This is a genomic window from Floricoccus tropicus, assembly GCF_001832905.1.
GTDB lineage: Bacteria > Bacillota > Bacilli > Lactobacillales > Streptococcaceae > Floricoccus > Floricoccus tropicus.
Window position 1 is genome coordinate 13,948 of the sequence record NZ_MKIR01000006.1, and the last position, 21,350, is coordinate 35,297.

Below are 21,350 nucleotides of genomic sequence, written 5' to 3' on the forward strand. Positions count from 1 at the left end.
GGTATAGTAAAGGATATGTGGGGATATATGAAAACTTTAGATAATTGTATTGTGGGTCAAACCTACTATGTTGATCATTCGAAGCCAAGTATGGAGCAGAAGCAGCTGCAAAATCTTGGTGTTATAAAGGGAAGGCAGATTATGGTATCAAGCTTTGATGGTGAGAATGCTATTGTCCTTCTTCAACATCACCGTTTGGCCCTTGATAAGAAGCTATTAAGTCAGATTTTTGTAGTTGACGACTTGAATCAGGATTATGAAGTTGCAAATTTAGATGAATTGATTCCTGGGATGATTGGTATAGTCGAAGGGGTAGAGTCAATGGGGGCTATTCGTCGTCGCCTTATGGATATGGGAATAACACGTGGTGTGAAGATATATGTAAGGAAAGTTGCTCCTCTTGGAGATCCAATTGAAATTCACTTACGAGGATATGCTCTTAGTTTAAGAAAAGCTGAGGCCTCACAAGTTAAGGTTCGAGTACTTGAAGAAGATGGCCAAGAAAAGGGGGGTGAATAATGGCAACTATTGCATTAGCGGGGAATCCCAATAGTGGGAAGACCACAGTTTTCAATATACTTACAGGATCTAGCCAGCGCGTGGGAAACTGGCCGGGGGTTACTGTCGATAGAAAAAGCGGAACCTATAAAAAAGAGAAAGTAACCACTATTCAGGATTTACCCGGTATTTATTCGCTTAGCCCATATACACCAGAAGAAATAGTGTCACGTGATTATCTCATTAACGACAATCCTGACGCAGTTCTTAATATAGTTGATGCGACAAATTTGGAGCGTAATCTTTACCTGACTCTGCAAATTTTGGAGACTGATGTACCAGTTGTTATCGGTCTTAATATGATGGATGCTCTTAAGCGTGAAAATCGCGAAATTGATATTGAAAAATTATCATACGGACTTGGTGTCAAAGTTGCACCGATGACAGCAACAAAGGGTAAAGGTGTCTTTCAGGCCCTAGAGCTTGCCAAAAAAGAAAAGCAGTCTGAGGACAAATTAACTTATGATGCCAGACTTGAAACTTCTCTTGCTGAAATCGATGAAATTCTTGGCGATGCTATTCCACTTAGAGCACGAAAATGGTACTCGATAAAGGTTTTTGAAGGAGATAAGGAAATCTGGGAAAGCCTTAAGCTTTCCAATTCGCAGGAAAAAGAAATCAAAGAAATTATTTCTATCACCGAGAAAATTTTCCAAGAAGATGCTGAAAGTATCATTATTAATGAGCGTTATGCTTTGATTGGACAGCTTGTTCATCTTGCAGTTACGGATTCAAGTGGCAGTGATATTAGATTTAATATGTCTGACAAAATAGATAGAATTGTAACTAATAGATTCCTTGGACTACCTATTTTTGCTCTTGTAATGTGGGCTGTTTATTATTTATCTATAAAAACTGTTGGAACTATGGGTACTGACTGGATAAACGATGTGCTTTTCGGTGAGATTATTCCAGAACATTTGACCAATCTAATGCAGTCATTACAAATAGCAGATTGGCTTCAAGATTTGGTATTAAATGGTATTGTGGCAGGTATCGGTGCCGTTCTTGGATTCTTACCTCAGATTGCAGTACTCTTCATCTGTCTTGGTATTCTTGAAGACTGTGGTTACATGTCACGTGTTGCCTTTGTTATGGACCGTATTTTTAGACGTTTTGGTCTGTCAGGTAAGTCATTTATCCCTATGTTAATTTCAACTGGATGTGGAGTTCCAGGGATTATGGCAAGTAGAACTATCGAAAGCGAAAGCGATCGAAAAATCACTATCATGGTTACAACGTTTATGCCTTGTTCGGCGAAACTTCCGATTATTGCTTTGATTGCTGGAGCATTCTTCCCCAATCAATCTTGGGTTGCACCATCAGCATATTTTCTAGGAATGCTCATGATTATTTTATCTGGTATCATCCTTAAAAAGACAAAGATGCTTTCAGGTAAATCAGCTCCATTTATCATGGAGTTACCGAATTATCATTTTCCACGTATTAAATCTGTTATTCAGTACAGCTTTGAACGTTCATTAAGCTTTGTAAAAAGAGCAGGAACAATCATTTTTGTCATGAATGTCATTATTTGGTTTACATCAAGTTATAACTGGCAATTCCAAGCAACAGATGAAAATAAATCAATTCTTGCAAGTATAGGAAATGTTTTTGCACCTATTTTTGCTCCTCTTGGTTGGGGAAATTGGCAAGCGACAGTGGCGACAGTTACGGGGCTGGTGGCAAAAGAAACGGTTGTTGGTACTCTTGGCGTTCTTTATACTGGTGCCAAAGAAACTAGTGAGAACGGTCATGAATATTGGCAAGCAATGCGTGGTCAATTCACACCACTTGCTGCCTATTCTTTCCTTGCCTTTAACCTTCTCTGTGCGCCTTGTTTTGCAGCTATCGGGGCAATCCGTAGAGAAATGGGCGAAACATCTTGGACCCTTCGTGCTATCGGATATCAAACCGGTCTTGCCTACCTAACTAGTTTGGTTATTTATCAATTTGGCGAAGCGATACTAACTCACCACATCACTTTTTGGACTATCGTCGCAGCTATCGTTCTAGTGGTATTTATCTACTTACTTGTACGTAAGCCGTATAGGAGCGAAAATTTAAAAGCAGTGGAGGCTTTATAATGAATATATCGACTTTAATTTTATTAGCAGTGATATTACTTGCCTTTGGTTTTGCCGTAAGAAAAGTTATTAAGTCAAAGGGAGCATGTGAAGATTGTAAATGTTCATGCCCAACCAAAACATCAAGTAAAAGAAACTAAAATTTGAATACAAAAAGCTCTCAGACTGATTGATAAGTCTGAGAGCTTTTTTCTTAAATGAAGTGGATGGATTGTAGGTTTAGGTTATTTATAAATGATTAATATTCTTATCAATATATTTACTTGATTTTAGAAAACCAGATCCCACAGTATTTTTGGTCTCATCCCAGAACATCTGATATTCATATAAGTTTCCCTTTAATAGCTCTAAGATACGAAGTTTAATATCATCTTTAATATCTAAATCCTTGATTTTTGAGATTGGATACCATGCTGATTTACCTTCGGGTCCATTCTCTATTAGGTCACCTGAAAATGAAGTACATAAATAATCAACGAAAATAAATTGTTCTTTTTTTTCTTCATTAATAAAGCCAGAAAGACCATGTTGCTGAATATCGATGGCTGTTAGTCCGCTTTCTTCTTTTAACTCTCTAATTGCAGAATCAATAAAAGTTTCGGGGAATTCAACTTTTCCTCCAGGTGGAACTAATCCTCCAAAATCACCTTTATTTCTTTCAATTAGAAGAATTTTTTCATCCTTAAGAACAACTATTAAATTCCAAAATTTATAATTCACAGTGTGTGTCATCTTATTTTCCTAAGCAGAACTGACTAAATAGTTGAGTGATTAACTCATCTGGTGCACTATCACCTGTAATTTCTCCAAGAATTTCCCAGGTTCTTGTCATATCAACTTGTACAAGGTCTACTGGTAGCCCCATGTCAAGTCCATCATTGACTGCTTTTAGAGAATCGAGCGCTTGTTCGATTAGAGCAATGTGACGAGTGTTTGAAAGGTATGTAGCATCTTGTTCTACGATACCTGCATTTTCAAAGAACATATCGTTGATTTGTTCTTCAATTTTATCGACATTTTCATCTTTTAAGACAGAGATTTCAATATAGTTAGGGTCAAATTCAGCTATTTTTTCTGTCTCAATTTCTTGAGGTAAATCAGTTTTATTTAAAACAATGATTCGGTTAGAATTTTGACTTAACTCTAAAAGGCTCAAATCTTGGTCAGTTAATTTCTCGCCAGAGTTTAAGACAAGTAGGACCAAGTCAGCTTCGTTCAGAGCTTTTCTTGAACGTTCAACTCCAATTTTTTCTACAACATCATCTGTTTCTCGAATTCCTGCGGTATCAATAAGTTTTAAAGGAACTCCATTGATGTTGACAAACTCTTCAATAACATCACGGGTTGTTCCTTCTATGTCAGTGACAATTGCCTTATCTTCACGAAGAAGGTGATTTAAGAGGCTTGATTTACCAACGTTTGGACGGCCAATGATTGCAGTTTTAAGTCCTTCACGCAATATTTTTCCTCGTTTGGCAGTCTTTAGCAGATTATCCAATAGTTCTTGGAAAGCAGTAGTCTTTTCGCGTAGCATTTTTGTAGTCATTTCTTCTACGTCGTCATACTCGGGATAGTCGATATTGACCTCAACTTGGGCCAATGTCTCAAGGATTTCTTGGCGAGTGTTGTTGATGAGGTTTGATAGACTTCCATCAAGCTGTGCTACCGCTATATTCATGGCTTGGTCAGTTTTCGCACGGATTATATCCATAACGGCTTCAGCCTGAGACAGGTCAACACGGCCATTCAGGAATGCTCTCTTGGTAAATTCTCCTGGTTCTGCCATTCGGGCACCTTTGCGCAAAAGAAGTTGTAGTATCTCGTTCATAACGGCGATTCCACCGTGGGTATTGATTTCGATGATATCTTCACGGGTAAAAGTCTTAGGAGCTTTCATCACTCCAATCATAACTTCGTCTAAAATACGTCCATCTTCTTCAATGTGACCATAGTTAAGCGTATGGCTTTCAACCTTATTCAGGTCTTTTCCTTTGAAGACTTTACCTGCAATTTCAACTGCATCAGTTCCAGACATTCTTACGATTCCAATTGCCCCCTCACCAAGTGGTGTTGAGATAGCAGCAATGGTATCAAATTCCTTTGTAATCATTATTTTCCTCTATATATAATAAAACTTTCTATTTCACTATTTGTATTAACTAATTTTCTCAAATTAAAAAATTTTGTCAATGGAAGTGGATTTTAAGAGAAAATAAAAGACTCTTTTAATTATTCAGAGTCTCTATTTTCTTTTTTTATTATTCGTTTAGCGATTTTAGGTGCAAAATATGCTATAAAAGCAATGCCAATTCCGTAAATGATTGTTGATTGTATGGTGTATATAACTGAAATCATAAATGTTATAAGAAGATATATAAATATTTGAAGAAGGATTCCTTTAAAGTCAGCATTTATATTAAAGGGTGCAGGGTTTTTTATACCAAGAAATTGAGTTTTTATTATTATATAGTAAATTAGAATAGCAAAAATATATATAATCAATCTTTGCTTAAATTTAAATTCTCCAATCCAAGTAAGACTGTAATTTTCTAATTTTTCAACCTTTAAAATTATAGGGACCAACGCAATACTCGCAATAAAAAAAGGAGTAGTCATGTCGATTTGATTTTTGTACAAAACTGTTGCAATTGACATGATCAGACTTGTCACAGAGATAATTAGCGCAGAATGATATCCTGCGAGGGAATCAAATTCTATCTTTTTCTTATTTTGTATTTGTTCTGCCATAATAATTCCTTTATTAATTTATTAACTAATATTATGAAAAAATGGTTATATTGTCAATTTTAGTTTTAAACATACTAAAAGTCGTAACCACGATTGGTCACGACAGTATGATAGTAGTCTCTAACGAATATAATTTTTTTGTCTCTTTTTTTTCCCTAATGCTAGCCATCAAATATAAATTTATGGCTCCCCGCCCGTGAGCTATAAATTAGAGACGCTAGGACTATACTAGTATATGATAATATATCAAGTATAGCAAGACAATTATTGTTGATTATTTAGCTATAAAAAATTTTAATGGTTAACTTTCTAGTAAATATGCTATATTTATTTTATGTGTTTGGAGGAGTACAATGAATAAAAAAGATACACTTGCAGTCAACACAGGTTTGATTGCTGGGAGGATTCTTATTGAAGGAGGTTCTGAAATGGAGCGAATCAATAAGACAATAAAAGAAATTGTAAATAAGGCATCTGATAAAGATAGTCAGGTCTTTACCAGTTTAACTGCTATCATGGTTGGTGTTCAAGACTCATCAACAATGATGTTTGAACAAGTCGAAGGACGTGGTATTAACTTAGAAAAAATATATCAGGTTGATATTTTAGTCAAGCAGTATATAAATGATGAATTATCCTTAGAAGAGCTATATGTAAAGCTTAAATATCTTGAGAAAAATATCATTGATTTTTCATTTTTAACTAAAGTTGCAGCCGCAGCTGTTGAGAGTGCCTTTTTAATGGTTATTTTCACCCAATCTTTGGCATATAATGATATGTTATGGACTGGAGTTGTTGGAGCTATTGGATATGCACTTGCTACATATCTTTTGAAGTACACAAAAATTCCTTTTATCCGAGAATTTCTAGGATCGTTGGCCCTTGGAGCCGCAGCATTGTTTGGTGTTCGGATGGGGTTTGCTGACAACATCAACTATGTAATAATTGGAGCAGTTATGCCAATAGTTCCAGGAGTTGCCATAACAAATTCAATTCGTGATTTGATTGAAGGTAATTTGGTTTCAGGCATAGAACGTGGTTTTGAAGCTACTTTGACGATATTTGCTATTGTTTCTGCTTTAGCGCTTGTTCTGCAGTATGTTACATTTTAAGGAGATGTTATGAATTTAGAAATGATAATTGTTCAAATAGTTTTTTCTTATGTAGGAACGTTTGCTGCGGCATTTGTTCTTAATGTTCCGCGAAAAATGCTTAATTTGACTGCCATCACGGGACTTATTGGCTGGACTTCTTATTGGTTTGTTAAACAGATTTTTGCTAATGGTATATTGGCAAATTTCACGGGAGGTTTAGTTGTAGGAATAATGGGATTAATCTTGTCGAGAAAGAAAAATGTTTCTTCTGTTATTTTTACAATTCCAGCATTGATTCCATTAGTACCAGGTGCGACAGCTTATCAAGCTTTAATGTACCAAATATCAGGTCAGACTATTAATGCCATTGATAAGTTGTTTGTGGTTACTATGTATGCTGGCGCAATTGCTCTTGGTTATATACTTTCACAATTTGTCACAGAGCAATATATAAGATTAACAGATGATGTGAAAACGACTGTCACAAAAAGATTTAAAAGGTAATATGAAAAATATTTTGAGCATAATAAAGGTACTAGAAAATATCTAGTACCTTATTTGTATTCTTTATAAACTTTAATAGCGAAGTAGAGAGAGCCGAAGGAAAGTACTGCAAATAGAATTGTTGGGATTATTCCCATGATAATGAAAATAATTGAATGTTCATATATAACCTCATATTCTTGATTACATATTATATTGTAAAGATTATTAATTAGACCCACGAAAAACCAGATAAAAGATATGATGCTTATTACATATAAAGCAATTTTTTGTCGTTTAATCATAATTTACCTACTTTCAAATTTTAGAACTGAATTTTCTGACTATTCATTTTTTTTAAAATTATATCATAATCTTTTTAAAAACAATAATAATTATAAAAAAAACATCCCAATTTTTTTAATTGTGCTAAAATAAAAATATGGAAAACTTAAAAAAACAAGTAGGTATTGAAGCTGCAAAGTTCGTTAAAGATGGAATGATTGTTGGACTAGGAACTGGGAGTACAGCAAAGTATTTTGTAGAAGAAATTGGTCGTCGTGTCGCTGAAGAAGGTTTGAATATTGTAGGAGTTACAACTTCAAATGTTACATTCGATTTAGCTCAAAGTTTGAATATTCCTCTTAAATCAATTGATGAAGTTGAATATGTAGATTTGACTGTTGATGGTGCTGATGAAGTTGATCCTAAGTATAATGGTATCAAGGGTGGTGGAGCAGCCCTATTAATGGAGAAAATTGTTGCCACATATTCTAATGATTGTATTTGGATTGTGGATGGAAGTAAGATTGTAGAAACATTGGGGAAATTCCCACTTCCTGTTGAGGTTGTACCTTATGGTGCACGCCGCTTATTGGCAAAATTTGAGGATAAAGGTTACAATCCAAAGATGCGTCTTAGTGGTGATGATTACCTAGTCACTGATATGGGACATTATATTATTGACCTTCATCTTGAAAAAATTGAAGACTCGTACGCTTTAGCAGATGAACTTGATAATACTGTTGGAGTTGTGGAGCATGGATTATTTAATGATATGATTTCAAAAGTAATTGTTGCGCGTGAGACAGGTGTCGAAATTCTCGAAAAATAATATTTAGATTAATGGATATTCAAGTTGAATTTCCATTTTTTTATGAAATTTTTAAAATTTATTTTCCTTTTTAAGAACACTAATAGTACATGGAAGCCTTTACAAAAATATATATTATATGGTATCTTTAATAAGATATAACAAATTGAAAGGTTTTTTTATTTATGAAGTCCCCTGAAGAAATTTTAGAGTATGCCTCGGATCTGTCCGTTGCAAAAGTTAAAAAACCCCTTCTTTCAAAACTGATCTTAGCTTTTATTGGTGGTGCAATGGTATCAATGGGCTATATGACTTATTTGAGAGTTGCGGCAGCTATTCCTGGAGGAGCAGGTGTGCTCGCAGGTGCAGCGCTATTTCCTACTGGTCTTGTAGCAATAATGCTTGGAGGAGCAGAGCTTGCAACTAGTAATATGATGGTAGTTGGCCTTGGTTATTTACGCAAAAGAGTGACATTGAAAGATGTTCTTCTAAACTGGTTGACTGTAACTTCAATGAATATTGTGGGAGCAATTTTTGTTGCGGGTGTTCTTGGAATTGGAGCACAAGTCTTGACTGGTAAGCCTTATCTTGATTTTGCAATAAATGTTGCTCATCATAAGATTGATGTAGCATTTCTGACAGCTTTTCTATCTGGTATTGGATGTAACTGGCTTGTTGGTATGGCCGCTTGGGTGGCCTATGGTGCAAAAGATGCAGCTGGGAAAATACTAGCTATTTGGTTTATCATTACAATTTTTGTTGTTTTAGGATTCCAGCATAGTGTGGCTAATTCATTTGTAATTCCATTTGCAATCTTTGAAGGAGCTGCCACTTGGGGACAATTTGTTGGAAACTTTATTCCAGTGTTCCTTGGAAATGTTGTTGGTGGTGTAGGTTTAGTATCACTTCTATTCAGCGTTGCATATAAAAAACATTAATAAGTGACTCTTTCTACTATTAATAGTAGAGAGAGTTTTTTTATTTTATAAACCATTAAAATAAAAAAAGATGAATGAGTTCATCTTTTCTAGAGAGTTATATGTATTCTGTCATTTTCCTTTGCCCTTAAGCCACTCCTCAATTCCCCATTTATGACTTCCGCGTTTTAATTTTTTTATCGCTTCGTCAACTGGGAACCAAAAGATATTGTTGAAATCTTCTAATGGAGCACTTATTATTTCAAAGTTTGAAATATCATATATGTAGGCTGGGTTGTAATAGTAGGTATCTCTATGACTTGAATAGAAGTATTCGTCTGCCTGGCCTAAAAAATTTCCTAAATCAGCTTTTCCTCCCAGTTCCTCATGTAACTCGCGCAGAAGGGCTTCTTTATGATCTTCACCTTCTTCAATTTCACCACCGGGTAAAAAGAAAGCTCCATTTGGTGCTTGAACAAGACAAATTTCTTGGTCATTATTTTTTGCTACAACTGCATATACTCCAAGACGTGTTTGATAATCCTTGTCAGATAATTTTTTACCGTAAGTTGGATTCATAATTTTCTCCTGTGCTATTTTATACTCTGATATTTTATAATACCATTTTACCAAAAAACTCTGACAAATACCCTTATTTTTGTTAAAATAAATGCACAGATTTGAAAGAGTGGATGAGAATGAAAAAATTAAATGTAAGTAAGCTAATAACTATATCACTGCTAATAATTATTCTTGCCATGGGTTCAATAATTATATCGGCTAAAAACTTTAAAAACGGTGAAAGCCCAAGTAAAATGACTCAAGTTATTAACGATTCAACAGGTGGAATAGATAAATTATTGTCAAGTCCTGGGAATTATTTTAGAGATAAATATACCCGTATACAATCTTTTTTAAATACTTATGAAGAAAATAAGAATTTAAAGAAAGAATTATATCAATTAAGTGAGAGAGCAACAAATTCTGAGGGGCTTCAAGCAGAAAATAAATCTTTAAGGGAGGCCTTGAATCTTGAAAATTCTCTTGTTGGATACAAAAAGATAACTGCAAATGTTATTAATAGAAATCCGTCTTCGTGGGATGATATTATAATTATAGATGCTGGAAATAATGATGGAGTCAAATTGAATATGATTGTAATGGCCAATAAAGGTGTAGTTGGTCGTGTGAGTCAGGTTAACAATAAAACTTCAAAAATTTCTCTTTTGACTGGTCAACATGGGTTAGATAATAAGATTCCGGTTAGAATTGGAAATAGTGATTCTCCATCATATGGTTTACTTTCTTCATATGACTATGACAAAAATGCTTTTCTAGTAAGTCAAATTACAAGTAAAAACGCAATTAAGAATGGTGATTTAGTCGTAACAAGTGGACTGGGTGGAGATTCACCTCAAGATCTACCAGTGGGTAAAGTTATAGAAAAGAAAAATAGTTCCGAGAGTAGTTTTGAAGAATTATATGTAGAGGCAACTGGCAGCTTTTATGATTTGAGAACGGTAACTTTAGTTGATAGAATAGATGGTAGTCATAAAGAAGAGGAGAACATTAATGAGTAAAATAAGATGGTCTCCTATAATTGAATTTTTTATTTTATTTGTAACTATACTTTTTGATGGTCAATTTTCTAACTTTATCTTTACTATATCTAAAGGAAAGTTTTATGCCACTTCTAACATTTTTCTAATATTTTTAATTTATGTAATTTTGAAAAATAGCTATTTATACAATGTAGTTACGAGTTTAATACTAGGATTTGTATATGATAGTTATTTTACAGGGATAATAGGGATAGCAACTTTAATTTATCCTTTAATAGCGCTTTTTATCTACCATATTCGTCCGATAGTTCATACTAACCGACTTACTCGTTTTTTTACTTTAATAATTATAATTACAATTTTTGAAGTTATGAAAGTTGTAATTATTCAAATAACAGGTTTAGGGGATGTTCAATTTCTTTCATTTATAAGTAAGACATTAGCTCCTACACTATTATTAAACATTATTATATGGGTTTTATTGCAAATACCTTTAGAAAGAATATTTATTGAAAGAAAATATTAGTTTTCTTTCTTTTTTTTGAAAAAATATAATGTTAAGTTGATGAATTCAGTTCTTCGCGCCAGGCTATAATAAAATTAGAAATAATTTGTAGGTTGACTGTGTTTATCTCTACAATATTTTTTATGAATTTGATGGTTTGAAAATTCTTATATGATTGTCTATAGATATAATAAATATACTTTCATTTTACACATATAGTATGAAATTTTTTTCATTATGCGCAAGAAATTATGAATTATCATAAAAATTTTTGAATTAAATTATTTATCATATACAATTTATAGAGTACAAAAGAAAATAATGAAATATTTAAAATTGTGCTAAAATCAAGGACAACTATAGATAATAGAACTAAATTAAGAAATATTTTGAAAATTAAGTAACTTAAATTACAAAATGAAACTTTATGTAACGATATCGTAACATATATTTTCTTTTAATTTTTGTATACTTTACTGGTAGGTTAATAAAGGGAGGAAATCCATTAATATATGAAAAAAACAATATTATCAATCGTATTAGCAAGTACAATTACTTTAGGGGCAGCTCATGCTCAAGTATCTGCGGACGATATTGACTCGAAAATTAATGATAAAAATTCAAAAATAGAAGACATAAAATCTCAAGAAGCGGCAGCATCTTCAGAAATTTCATCAATTGAAAATAAAATTGCTGCAATTAACGAAAAAAGAGATGCTCTTCAAAAAGAAAATGATGCTTTATTAGCTCAATCTCAAAAATTAAATAAAGAAATTGCTCAATTACAAAAAGATATTTCAGAACGTGAAGTTGCTTTGAAAGAACAAGCACGTAGTGCTCAAACTGATAGTAATGCAACTAATTATATTTCTGCAATTGTTAATTCTAAATCTTTGGGTGATGCTGTTACTCGCCTTACAGCAATGCGTCAAGTTATGAATGCAAATGATGATATGATGAAACAACAAAAAGCTGATAAAGCTGAAGTTGAAAAAAAATTAGCAGAAAATACTGCTAAAGCTAAAAAAGCTCAAGAAAATAAGATTGAATTAGATACTACTGCAAAAACTTTAGACACTCAAAATGCTGAGTTGAAAGTGGCACAACTTAATTTGGCAACTGAACGTGCAACAGCAGAAGATGATAGAAATAAATTAGTTGCTGAAAAAGCTGAAGCAGAGAGAGCAGCAGCAGCAGCAGCGGCAGCAGAAAAAGCTCGTGCTGAACAAGTGGCTAAAGAAGCGGCAGCAGCTAAAGAAGCAGAGGCAGCAGCCCAAGCTCAAGCAGCTAAGGAAGCAGAAGCAAACAAAGCGGCAGCAGCAGCTCAAGCGGCTCAAGATGCAGCAGCTAAACAACAGGCAGCTGAAGAAGCGGCAGCTAAAGAAGCAGCAGCTCAAGATGCAGCAGCTAAACAACAGGCGGCAACTGAAAAAGCTAATGCTGAAGCAGCAGCGGCTCAAGCAGCTGAAGAAGCAGCAGCGGCTCAAAAAGCAGCTGAACAAGAGGCGGCTAAACAACAAGAAGTGCCTAAACAACAAGAGGTTAAACAACCAGAAGTTACTAATACTAACAATGTTGCTACTCCTCCTGTAGTTTCAACACCGACTCCAGCGCCTTCACCAGGACGTTATTCTTCTGCAAATACATATCCTTATGGACAATGTACTTGGGGTGTGAAAGAACATTTTGGTGTAAATGTTGGAAATAACTGGGGAAATGCTATTAACTGGCCTGGTAGCGCAGCAGCACTTGGTCATGTTGTAGATGGTAATCCAGTAGCAGGTTCTACTATTGCTGTAACAAGTGATCCAGCAGTAGATATGGGATATGGACATGTATCTGTTGTTACTGCAGTTAATGGGAATATGATTAGTATTAAAGAAACAAACTTTAATGGATCTCCTGACTGGCACTACAGAGATATTCCACGTTCTTCAGTAATTGCTTTTATTCACGTATAAAAATTATGTTATAGAATCACCTTAATGGTGATTTTTTTTGTATAATTTTGCATATTATATATTTATATCCAAATTTTTTCTTTTTTATATGAAAACATATGAAAATTACTGAAAATGTAACGAATTTATACTAGTATTTTTCTAATAAAAAGAGTATATTATAGCGGTATCAATTATACAGGAGAGTTTTTGGAAATAATGAAAAATATAAAGAAAATTTTAGTTGGGCAACCACTAAAATCTACAGATGATGACAGCCATTTGCTTACAAAACTACAAGCTTTAGCAATGTTATCAAGTGATGCACTTTCATCAATCGCATATGGTACGGAGCAAATAGTATTAGTATTACTTACTTTGTCTACAGCTGCGATTTGGTATAGTATCCCAATTGCCATATTGGTTCTAATATTATTAGCTAGTTTAACTTTATCATATAGACAGATTATTAAAGCATATCCTCAAGGAGGTGGGGCATATGTGGTATCGTCTGAGAATTTAGGCGATAATGCAGGCCTTGTTGCTGGTGGAAGCCTATTAGTAGACTATATGCTTACTGTTGCTGTATCTGTATCGGCAGGAGCTGATGCAATTACAGCAACAATCCCTTTTCTACATTCATATAATTTAGAAATATCTATGGTACTAGTTCTAGTTTTAATGGTCATGAATTTAAGAGGCCTTAGAGAATCAGCTGGATTCTTGCTAGTACCGGTTTATACTTTTATTACTGCAACTGTTATTCTTATAGGTGTTGGTCTATTTAGAATTGCGACTGGTAGTCTTCCTTTTAATGCCACAGCTAGCATAGGAACATTTGTACCAGGAGTTTCAATGGTATTGTTACTTAAAGCATTCTCAAGTGGGTCAGCTTCACTTACAGGTGTTGAAGCGATTAGTAATGCCGTACCGTTCTTTAAAAAGCCAAAAGCTAAAAATGCAGCAGCAACACTAGCAATTATGGCTCTGATTTTGGGGGTGTTCTTCTCTGGAATTACTTTTCTTAATTATTGGCTAGGAATTATTCCTAAAGCTGGGTCTACAGTCTTATCTCAAGTAGCACACAGTGTATTTTCTTTTCCCGGTGGAGGAGCGCTATATTATATTTTTCAAATAGCTACAGCTATGATTTTAGCAGTTGCTGCGAATACTGGTTTCTCAGCATTCCCTATGCTTGCTTTCAATTTAGCAAAAAATAAATATATGCCTCATATGTATATGGAAAAAGGTGACAGACTTGGATACTCAAATGGTATTATTAGTCTAGCACTAGGTGCAATTGTCTTACTATTTGTATTTGATGGAGATACTGAAAGGTTAATTCCATTATATTCAATTGGAGTATTTGTTCCTTTTGCCCTATCACAAACTGGTATGGTGGTCAAATGGCGTAAGCAATACGGTAACGCATTCTTGAAACATTCAATATCGAATATCATTGGAGCTTTTATTTCATATGCCATCGTTTTGATACTGATAGCTTTAAGATTTAAGGATGTTTGGCCATTCTTCTTGATTCTACCAGCACTTATTTATATGTTTTATCGAATAAAGAAACATTATGTACAAGTTGCTGAACAGTTAAGACTTACTGAGGATGTACATGCTACTGAATACACAGGTAATACAGTCATAGTTTTAGTAGGAAACGTTACACGTGTTGCAGTTGGAGCGATTTCTTATGCTGAGAGTATTGGAGATGAAGTAGTTGCAATGCACGTTTCAACAAAGGAAACTAAGCATAAAAATGCTAAAGTTGAAGCAGAGTTTAAAGAGTACTTCCCTAATATTCGTTTTTCAATTGTTGAATCAAGCTATCGTGATGTTGTAAGACCAGTTGTTAGATTCGTTGACCTTGTAAGTAAAGCTGCACAGAAAAAAGGTAATACTGTCACAGTCATCGTTCCTCAATTCGTTCCCAATAAACGTTGGCAAAATATTTTGCACAACCAAATGAGTATCCGTATTCGTTATTATCTCGGTTTCAAAGATAACGTCATCGTTTCTACATACAGCTATAACTTGAAAAAATAACTAATTAATGAAATTTAATCGAAGTCTAGAACTTCGATTTTTTTGTATAGAAAAATATTAACAAACTTGCGTCATGCAATTATTAATTAAGGTGCAAATGTGGTAAAATATAAGGGAATGAAATAAATAGTGAGGTAAAATATTATGAAATTTAATCGTATTCATTTAGTTGTTATGGACTCTGTTGGAATTGGTGCTGCACCAGATTCAGATCAATTCTTTAATGTTGATAAAAACGACACTGAAAGTGATACATTAGGTCATATTGCAGATAACTATGATCTTAAAGTTCCAAATATGGAAAAAATTGGACTGGGAAATATTGAACGTCCTACACCACTTAAAGGTGTAGAAAAAGTTGAAAATCCAATTGGTTATGCTACTAAATTAGAAGAAATCTCTCGTGGTAAAGATACAATGACGGGCCACTGGGAAATTATGGGCTTAAATATTCAAACACCGTTTAGAGTATTCCCAGAAGGATATCCTGAAGATCTACTTGAAAAAATTGAAGAATTTTCTGGAAGAAAAGTAATTCGCGAAGCAAATCTACCTTATTCAGGAACTCAAGTAATTGAAGATTTTGGTCCTCGTCAAATGGAAACTGGGGAATTAATCATTTATACAAGTGCTGACCCAGTTCTTCAGATTGCAGCTCATGAGGATGTCATTCCTTTGGATGAACTTTATAAGATTTGTGAGTACGTACGCTCAATTACTCTTGACGATCCATACATGATTGGCCGTATTATCGCTCGTCCTTATGTGGGAACTCCAGGTAATTTCACACGTACTGCTGGTCGTCACGACTATGCTCTTAGTCCTTTTGGAGAAACTGTGCTTGATATTCTTGATAAGAATGAAGTTGGTACTTATTCAGTTGGTAAGATTAACGATATCTTCAACGGAGCTGGTATCAACCATGATATGGGACATACTGCTCATAATATGGCTGGTGTGGATAGACTTTTGGAAACAATTAAGGATCCAGAATTTAAGGAAGGCTTCTCATTTACTAACCTTGTGGACTTTGATGCTCTCTTTGGTCACCGTCGCGATATTGAAGGTTACGGAAATGCCATTAATGAATTCGACGCTCGTTTACCTGAAATAATGGATGCTATGGAAGAAGATGATTTATTGCTTATCACTGCCGACCATGGTAATGATCCATCATATGTAGGTACCGACCATACTCGTGAGTATGTGCCTTTACTTGCTTATAGTAAATCATTTAAACATGGTGGAGTTCTTCCAGTAGGACACTATGCTGATATTTCTGCTACAGTTGCTGATAACTTTGGTGTTCCGCAAACTGAAAATGGTAAGAGCTTCCTTAAGGAATTAGTTTAAGAAAGGTAAGAGAAAGTGACAAATATCGTATCAAATCAAATTAAAGAAACAGTTGAATATTTAAAATCAGTTGGTTTTGGTCAGGCAGACTTTGGGCTAATTCTTGGTTCAGGTCTTGGTGACTTAGCCAATGAAATTGAAAATCCAGTTGTAGCTGACTATGCTGATATTCCTAACTTCCCATCATCAAAAGTTGCTGGTCATGCTGGTAAATTAGTTTATGGCGACTTAGCTGGTAAGAAAGTAATAGCAATGCAAGGACGCTTTCACTATTATGAAGGTCATTCTATGCAAACTGTAACTTTGCCAGTTCGTGTAATGAAATCTTTTGGAGCAGATAGCTTAATCGTAACTAATGCAGCAGGTGGAATTAATTTTGGTCCTGGTACTCTTATGTTAATCAATGACCATATTAACTACACTTTTGATAATCCATTAATTGGGGAAAACTTAGATGAATTTGGTCCACGATTCCCTGATATGTCTGAAGCTTACAACAAGAACTATCGTGAGATTGCTCAAAAAGTAGCTGCTGATAACGGAATCAAAACTGAAGAAGGTGTTTATATGGGATTCTCTGGTCCTACATACGAAACACCAGCTGAAATTCGTTTTGCTAAAACAATCGGTGCTGATGCTGTAGGCATGTCTACAGTCCCAGAAGTAATTGTTGCCAACCATTCTGGTATGAAGGTTCTTGGTATCTCTGCTATTACTAATCACGCAGCAGGGCAACAAGCTGAACTTAATCATGCTGAAGTAGTAGAAGTAACAACACGCATCAAAGCTGACTTCCAAGAACTTGTTAAGTCAATTCTTGCTGCATTATAAAAAAATAATTTATTAAAGAGGAAAAAAATGTCAACACATATTGAAGCAAAAAAAGGTGAAATCGCTGATAAAATTCTTTTACCAGGAGATCCCCTTCGTGCAAAATTTATTGCTGAGAATTATTTAGAAGATGCTAAATTATTTAATAATGTCCGTGGAATGCTTGGCTACACAGGTACATATAAAGGACACAGAGTAAGTGTAATGGGTACTGGAATGGGTATTCCAAGTATTTCAATTTATGCTCATGAACTTATTACTGAATATGATGTTAAGAAGTTAATCCGTGTTGGTACAGCTGGAGCTCTTGCTAAAGATGTTCATGTTCGTGAAATGGTTTTAGCACAAGCAGCTGCTACAATGTCTAGTTTCGTAAGAAATGATTGGCCAGAATATGATTTCCCACAAATTGCTGATTTCGATCTTTTAGATAAGGCTTACCATATTGCAAATGACTTAGATATCACTACTCATGTTGGATCAGTTCTATCAACTGATATCTTTTACAGTGATTTTTATGAAAAGAATGTCAAACTTGGCACTATGGGTGTTAAGGCAGTTGAGATGGAAGCAGCTGCACTGTATTACCTTGGTGCAAAATTTGGTGTACAAACACTAGGAATTATGACAATTTCTGATAGTCTTGTTAATGATGAACCTGATACTACTGCAGAAGAAAGACAGACTACATTTACTAATATGATGACTGTTGGCCTTGAAACTCTTATTGCAGAATAGATAGTAAGTTTGGTAGGAAGCTATTTATTTAACTTCCTACTTTTTAATTTTTGACATAAAAGAAAGATTAAAATGAAAGAATTTATTTTATATAAGAAAAAAATAAGTACAATTTTTGATATAATTTTAGCTATTGTGATACCTATTATTCCGATAGTAGCCTCGCTTAACACTAAAGGAACAGGGAGAATAGTTTGGTGTGTATTCGCATTGTTCTCTATAGTAATCTTTGTTCCCAATATTGTACGTAAATTAATATCTCTATTCAACGGCGGAGAGGTCATTGCTCGTGTAACAAAAACAACTGTTTATGAATCTTCTAGTTTGATTTCATTTATTAAAAAACCAATTCCCTGGTCCTCTGTTCAAGGACTTGAGATGTATGGTGATGGAATTCAACTTATTTTACCTCCTGACAGGGACGGAAGAGTTAAAATTCGAGTTGTAGATTTACCTCACTTTAGAAAGCAAACTTTGGTTGGACAGTATGATGAAAAAGGAATTTTTCATTCAATGGCCAATGAAGAAGTATTTAAAATTTTTAAGGAATTTTACAGTAGATATAAGAAAAATCAGCTATAAGGCTGTTTTTTTGTTGTTCAATAAACAAAATAAGAAAAAAATATGTATAATGATTAAGAGAAGTTTAAAGGAGATAGTTAAATGATAAAAAAAACATTGTTTAATGATGGAAAGGCAAGCTGGATTAATATTCAAACTGATGATTTGGATGCTGCAGCAATGTCAAAACTATACAAAGAATATGATATAGATGATGAAATACTCATGTATTCACTAGATAAAAACGAAAGAGCGCATATTGAATATAATGACAAGAGTAATACCCTTGTATTGATTTATAATGTTGCTAATATAAATAAAACTGATAATCACTATGAGACTGTACCAATGGCTTTTCTTGCTAAAAACAATAGCTTGGTCACTTTAACAAATAAGAAAAATAATTACATTGCTGAAAGAATGAATGACTATATATTAGATCATGAAGATGTAAGTGCATTTAAGTTTTTATTCGCAGCATTATTTATGGTTTCAGATGCCTTTTTCCCATTAATTGAAGAGATGGATACTGAACGAAAATTATTGAATGATAGAATAAGAGAAAAAACAACTAAACAAAATCTATTTGCACTTTCTGACCTTGAAACTGGTATCGTTTATATGCTTTCAGCTTCAAAACAAAATGCAGTATTACTTGAACAATTAAAAGCACACTCAATTTTTAGAGCACTGGATGATATTGAAAGGGAGCAACTTGAGGACGCTTCAATTGAAGCTAAGCAATTAGTTGAAATGACCAACATTACATCAGAAATTTTAAGCCAGCTTTCTGCTACCTATAATAATGTACTTAATAATAATCTAAATGATACTATGAAGATACTAACTGTGCTTTCGATTCTATTAACCATACCTACTATAATTACAGGTTTTTTTGGTATGAATATGCCCCTTCCGCTAGAGAATAATCCTATGGGTTGGATAATAACAATTGCAATTAGTGTAGCAATTTGGTTCGCATTATCGTGGATATTAAACAAGGTTATGGAAAAATAGTTCGTAATTAACGAACGTTTGTGAATTATTTAAGTCTTTTTAGTTCGAAAAAGAGGTTAAAAACTTATTTTTTTGCTAAAATAAGAAAAAAGCTTAAGGAGATTTTAATGGTAAAAACAGATATAGAGATTGCTCAAGAGCAAACACTCACGCCGATTGTTGATATTGCTGAAAAAGCAGGATTCTTGGATGATGAAATTGAGCAATATGGGAAATATAAGGCTAAAATTTCTTTAGATGCATTTGATAGACTTGCAGATAAGGAAGATGGGAAGTTAGTCCTTGTTACAGCTATTAATCCAACTCCAGCAGGTGAAGGTAAATCTACCGTTACCATTGGTCTAGGTGATGCCCTAAATAAAGAGGGATACAATACTATGATTGCCTTGCGTGAACCGTCACTTGGTCCTGTTATGGGAGTAAAGGGTGGAGCAGCAGGTGGAGGATACGCCCAAGTATTACCGATGGAGGATATAAATCTTCACTTTACTGGTGATATTCATGCTATTACGACAGCAAATAATGCTATTGCTGCCCTTCTTGATAATCATATTCATCAAGGTAATGCCCTTAATATTGATCCACGTCGCATTATCTGGAAGCGCGTGGTTGACCTCAATGATCGCCAACTCCGTCATATTACAGACGGTCTAGGCGGACCAATCAATGGTGTACCTCGTGAAGATGGTTTTGATATCACAGTTGCCAGCGAAATAATGGCAGTTTTCTGTCTTGCAGTTTCTATTGATGATCTTAAAGAACGTTTATCTCGAATCGTTGTTGCCTATACTTATGATAGAAAGCCGGTAACTGTTGGTGACTTACAAATTGAAGGAGCTATCACGGTTCTCTTAAAAGATGCCATCAAGCCAAACTTAGTTCAAACGATTGAAAAAAATCCCGCCTTAATTCACGGAGGACCTTTTGCAAATATCGCTCATGGATGTAACTCAGTTTTAGCCACTAAACTTGCCTTAAAATCTGCTGACTACGTAGTAACAGAAGCAGGATTTGGAGCAGACCTTGGAGGAGAAAAATTCCTTGATATTACAAGCCGCGAATTACCTAAGCATCCTGATGTAGTGGTAATTGTGGCAACTATCCGTGCCCTTAAGATGCATGGAGGAGTTCTAAAATCAGAGCTGACAAGTGAAAATGTTGAAGCACTTGTTAAAGGTTTTGAAAATCTTAAAAAGCATATCGATAATATGTCTTCTTATGGACTACCAGTTGTAGTTGCAATCAATGAATTCATAACTGATACGCAAGCTGAGATTGATGCCTTAACTGATTTACTAAATGAAATCAATATCCCAGTGGCACTTACAAGTGTCTGGGCTGATGGCGGGGCAGGTGGAATCGAACTTGCAAATAAAGTAGTAGAAGCTACTTCAAAAGAATCTGATTTTACATATTTATATGATCTAGATTTACCAATTAAGGAAAAAATTGAAGTTATCGCCAAAAATATTTATGGTGCTGATTCAGTTAACTTTGATAAAAAAGCACTTAATCAAATTAAAGAATTTGAAAAGAATGGTTGGGATAAACTTCCAGTATGTATGGCCAAAACTCAAAACTCATTGAGTGATGACCCAACATTAATTGGTGCACCAACTGGATTTGATATTACAATCCGTGAACTGATTCCAAAATTAGGAGCAGGATTTATTGTAGCTTTGACAGGAGCAATCATGACAATGCCAGGACTTCCCAAAGTTCCAGCCGCAATGAACATGGATGTAGACTCAAAAGGAAATATCTCAGGTTTGTTCTAATAGACTTACATCAAGAAGAGTTTTATCTCT

21 protein-coding genes are annotated in these 21,350 nt (G+C 34.4%); 17 read left to right on the plus strand and 4 right to left on the minus strand.

Translation table 11 applies throughout. The features are described 5' to 3' along the window. Positions 1–27 precede the first annotated feature (27 nt). The 3 genes from BG261_RS03420 to BG261_RS11105 are packed head-to-tail and all read left to right on the plus strand — an operon-like array spanning position 28 to position 2,785. Positions 28–519 (plus strand): ferrous iron transport protein A, encoded by a 492-nt coding sequence (locus BG261_RS03420; RefSeq protein ID WP_070791789.1) that lies wholly within the window; start codon positions 28–30, stop codon positions 517–519. Then, the gene (gene feoB / locus BG261_RS03425) at positions 519–2,645 is read left to right on the plus strand and encodes a ferrous iron transport protein B (RefSeq protein ID WP_070791790.1); all 2,127 of its coding nucleotides are present in this window, start codon (positions 519–521) and stop codon (positions 2,643–2,645) included. Before BG261_RS03420 ends, feoB begins: the two co-directional genes overlap by 1 nt. Further along, positions 2,645–2,785 (plus strand): FeoB-associated Cys-rich membrane protein, encoded by a 141-nt coding sequence (locus BG261_RS11105; RefSeq protein ID WP_075201838.1) that lies wholly within the window; start codon positions 2,645–2,647, stop codon positions 2,783–2,785. The genes feoB and BG261_RS11105 overlap by 1 nt, the downstream gene beginning before the upstream one ends. Before the next feature lie 88 nt (positions 2,786–2,873). Here the strand turns inward: BG261_RS11105 and BG261_RS03430 are convergent, their stop codons facing one another. From BG261_RS03430 to BG261_RS03440, 3 genes are all read right to left on the minus strand, one after another. After that, positions 2,874–3,377, minus strand: a complete 504-nt coding sequence (locus tag BG261_RS03430) for an NUDIX domain-containing protein (protein ID WP_070791791.1) — start codon at positions 3,375–3,377, stop codon at positions 2,874–2,876. 1 nt (position 3,378) lies between these two features. Continuing rightward, positions 3,379–4,755 (minus strand): tRNA uridine-5-carboxymethylaminomethyl(34) synthesis GTPase MnmE, encoded by a 1,377-nt coding sequence (gene mnmE / locus BG261_RS03435; protein ID WP_070791792.1) that lies wholly within the window; start codon positions 4,753–4,755, stop codon positions 3,379–3,381. A gap of 119 nt (positions 4,756–4,874) precedes the next feature. Further along, positions 4,875–5,393, minus strand: coding sequence for a hypothetical protein (locus BG261_RS03440; protein WP_070791793.1), 519 nt, complete (start codon positions 5,391–5,393; stop codon positions 4,875–4,877). 353 nt (positions 5,394–5,746) lie between these two features. On the opposite strand from BG261_RS03440, the gene BG261_RS03445 reads away from it, so the two are divergent. The 4 genes from BG261_RS03445 (at position 5,747) to BG261_RS03460 (ending at position 9,001) form a co-directional block, all read left to right on the plus strand. After that, positions 5,747–6,505: a threonine/serine exporter family protein gene (locus BG261_RS03445; protein ID WP_070791794.1), complete on the plus strand. Its 759-nt coding sequence runs from the start codon at positions 5,747–5,749 to the stop codon at positions 6,503–6,505. A 9-nt stretch (positions 6,506–6,514) separates the two neighbouring features. After that, complete coding sequence (locus tag BG261_RS03450) at positions 6,515–6,991, plus strand: threonine/serine exporter family protein (protein WP_070787260.1); 477 nt, start codon at positions 6,515–6,517, stop codon at positions 6,989–6,991. A 421-nt stretch (positions 6,992–7,412) separates the two neighbouring features. After that, the gene (rpiA, locus tag BG261_RS03455) at positions 7,413–8,084 is read left to right on the plus strand and encodes a ribose-5-phosphate isomerase RpiA (RefSeq protein ID WP_070791795.1); all 672 of its coding nucleotides are present in this window, start codon (positions 7,413–7,415) and stop codon (positions 8,082–8,084) included. A gap of 164 nt (positions 8,085–8,248) precedes the next feature. Beyond that, complete coding sequence (locus BG261_RS03460) at positions 8,249–9,001, plus strand: formate/nitrite transporter family protein (RefSeq protein ID WP_070791796.1); 753 nt, start codon at positions 8,249–8,251, stop codon at positions 8,999–9,001. Positions 9,002–9,112: 111 nt separating this feature from the next. Here the strand turns inward: BG261_RS03460 and BG261_RS03465 are convergent, their stop codons facing one another. After that, complete coding sequence (locus BG261_RS03465) at positions 9,113–9,559, minus strand: NUDIX hydrolase (RefSeq protein WP_070791797.1); 447 nt, start codon at positions 9,557–9,559, stop codon at positions 9,113–9,115. A gap of 119 nt (positions 9,560–9,678) precedes the next feature. On the opposite strand from BG261_RS03465, the gene mreC reads away from it, so the two are divergent. From mreC to BG261_RS03515, 10 genes are all read left to right on the plus strand, one after another. Continuing rightward, positions 9,679–10,560: a rod shape-determining protein MreC gene (gene mreC, locus BG261_RS03470; RefSeq protein ID WP_070791798.1), complete on the plus strand. Its 882-nt coding sequence runs from the start codon at positions 9,679–9,681 to the stop codon at positions 10,558–10,560. Then, complete coding sequence (gene mreD / locus BG261_RS03475; RefSeq protein WP_070791799.1) at positions 10,553–11,068, plus strand: rod shape-determining protein MreD; 516 nt, start codon at positions 10,553–10,555, stop codon at positions 11,066–11,068. Before mreC ends, mreD begins: the two co-directional genes overlap by 8 nt. A 491-nt stretch (positions 11,069–11,559) precedes the next feature. Further along, the gene (locus BG261_RS03480; RefSeq protein WP_070791800.1) at positions 11,560–13,008 is read left to right on the plus strand and encodes a CHAP domain-containing protein; all 1,449 of its coding nucleotides are present in this window, start codon (positions 11,560–11,562) and stop codon (positions 13,006–13,008) included. A gap of 198 nt (positions 13,009–13,206) precedes the next feature. After that, positions 13,207–15,042 (plus strand): potassium transporter KimA, encoded by a 1,836-nt coding sequence (locus tag BG261_RS03485; RefSeq protein WP_070791809.1) that lies wholly within the window; start codon positions 13,207–13,209, stop codon positions 15,040–15,042. Positions 15,043–15,183: 141 nt separating this feature from the next. Beyond that, positions 15,184–16,395 (plus strand): phosphopentomutase, encoded by a 1,212-nt coding sequence (locus tag BG261_RS03490; protein ID WP_070787267.1) that lies wholly within the window; start codon positions 15,184–15,186, stop codon positions 16,393–16,395. A gap of 24 nt (positions 16,396–16,419) precedes the next feature. Next, a complete protein-coding gene (locus tag BG261_RS03495) occupies positions 16,420–17,226 on the plus strand; it encodes a purine-nucleoside phosphorylase (RefSeq protein WP_070787280.1) in 807 nt (268 codons plus the stop codon). 27 nt (positions 17,227–17,253) lie between these two features. Then, positions 17,254–17,964: a purine-nucleoside phosphorylase gene (gene deoD / locus BG261_RS03500; protein ID WP_070791801.1), complete on the plus strand. Its 711-nt coding sequence runs from the start codon at positions 17,254–17,256 to the stop codon at positions 17,962–17,964. A 72-nt stretch (positions 17,965–18,036) separates the two neighbouring features. Then, positions 18,037–18,546: a hypothetical protein gene (locus BG261_RS03505; protein ID WP_070791802.1), complete on the plus strand. Its 510-nt coding sequence runs from the start codon at positions 18,037–18,039 to the stop codon at positions 18,544–18,546. A gap of 81 nt (positions 18,547–18,627) precedes the next feature. After that, a complete protein-coding gene (locus BG261_RS03510) occupies positions 18,628–19,542 on the plus strand; it encodes a magnesium transporter CorA family protein (protein ID WP_070791803.1) in 915 nt (304 codons plus the stop codon). Between the two features lie 107 nt (positions 19,543–19,649). Then, entirely contained in the window at positions 19,650–21,320 is a 1,671-nt protein-coding gene (locus BG261_RS03515; protein ID WP_070791804.1) for a formate--tetrahydrofolate ligase, read from the plus strand. The last annotated feature ends 30 nt before the right edge of the window (positions 21,321–21,350 follow it).

What these genes read in the sequence shown, in the direction of transcription:
- BG261_RS03505 (WP_070791802.1), top strand. Translation starts at nt 18,037, where the DNA reads ATGAAAGAATTTATTTTATATAAGAAAAAAATAAGTACAATTTTTGAT.
- BG261_RS03510 (WP_070791803.1), top strand. Translation starts at nt 18,628, where the DNA reads ATGATAAAAAAAACATTGTTTAATGATGGAAAGGCAAGCTGGATTAAT.
- rpiA (WP_070791795.1), top strand. Translation starts at nt 7,413, where the DNA reads ATGGAAAACTTAAAAAAACAAGTAGGTATTGAAGCTGCAAAGTTCGTT.
- feoB (WP_070791790.1), top strand. Translation starts at nt 519, where the DNA reads ATGGCAACTATTGCATTAGCGGGGAATCCCAATAGTGGGAAGACCACA.
- BG261_RS03450 (WP_070787260.1), top strand. Translation starts at nt 6,515, where the DNA reads ATGAATTTAGAAATGATAATTGTTCAAATAGTTTTTTCTTATGTAGGA.
- mreD (WP_070791799.1), top strand. Translation starts at nt 10,553, where the DNA reads ATGAGTAAAATAAGATGGTCTCCTATAATTGAATTTTTTATTTTATTT.
- mreC (WP_070791798.1), top strand. Translation starts at nt 9,679, where the DNA reads ATGAAAAAATTAAATGTAAGTAAGCTAATAACTATATCACTGCTAATA.
- BG261_RS03485 (WP_070791809.1), top strand. Translation starts at nt 13,207, where the DNA reads ATGAAAAATATAAAGAAAATTTTAGTTGGGCAACCACTAAAATCTACA.
- BG261_RS03445 (WP_070791794.1), top strand. Translation starts at nt 5,747, where the DNA reads ATGAATAAAAAAGATACACTTGCAGTCAACACAGGTTTGATTGCTGGG.
- BG261_RS03440 (WP_070791793.1), bottom strand. Translation starts at nt 5,393, where the DNA reads ATGGCAGAACAAATACAAAATAAGAAAAAGATAGAATTTGATTCCCTC.
- BG261_RS03420 (WP_070791789.1), top strand. Translation starts at nt 28, where the DNA reads ATGAAAACTTTAGATAATTGTATTGTGGGTCAAACCTACTATGTTGAT.
- BG261_RS03480 (WP_070791800.1), top strand. Translation starts at nt 11,560, where the DNA reads ATGAAAAAAACAATATTATCAATCGTATTAGCAAGTACAATTACTTTA.
- deoD (WP_070791801.1), top strand. Translation starts at nt 17,254, where the DNA reads ATGTCAACACATATTGAAGCAAAAAAAGGTGAAATCGCTGATAAAATT.
- BG261_RS03515 (WP_070791804.1), top strand. Translation starts at nt 19,650, where the DNA reads ATGGTAAAAACAGATATAGAGATTGCTCAAGAGCAAACACTCACGCCG.
- BG261_RS03460 (WP_070791796.1), top strand. Translation starts at nt 8,249, where the DNA reads ATGAAGTCCCCTGAAGAAATTTTAGAGTATGCCTCGGATCTGTCCGTT.
- mnmE (WP_070791792.1), bottom strand. Translation starts at nt 4,755, where the DNA reads ATGATTACAAAGGAATTTGATACCATTGCTGCTATCTCAACACCACTT.
- BG261_RS03430 (WP_070791791.1), bottom strand. Translation starts at nt 3,377, where the DNA reads ATGACACACACTGTGAATTATAAATTTTGGAATTTAATAGTTGTTCTT.
- BG261_RS03465 (WP_070791797.1), bottom strand. Translation starts at nt 9,559, where the DNA reads ATGAATCCAACTTACGGTAAAAAATTATCTGACAAGGATTATCAAACA.
- BG261_RS11105 (WP_075201838.1), top strand. Translation starts at nt 2,645, where the DNA reads ATGAATATATCGACTTTAATTTTATTAGCAGTGATATTACTTGCCTTT.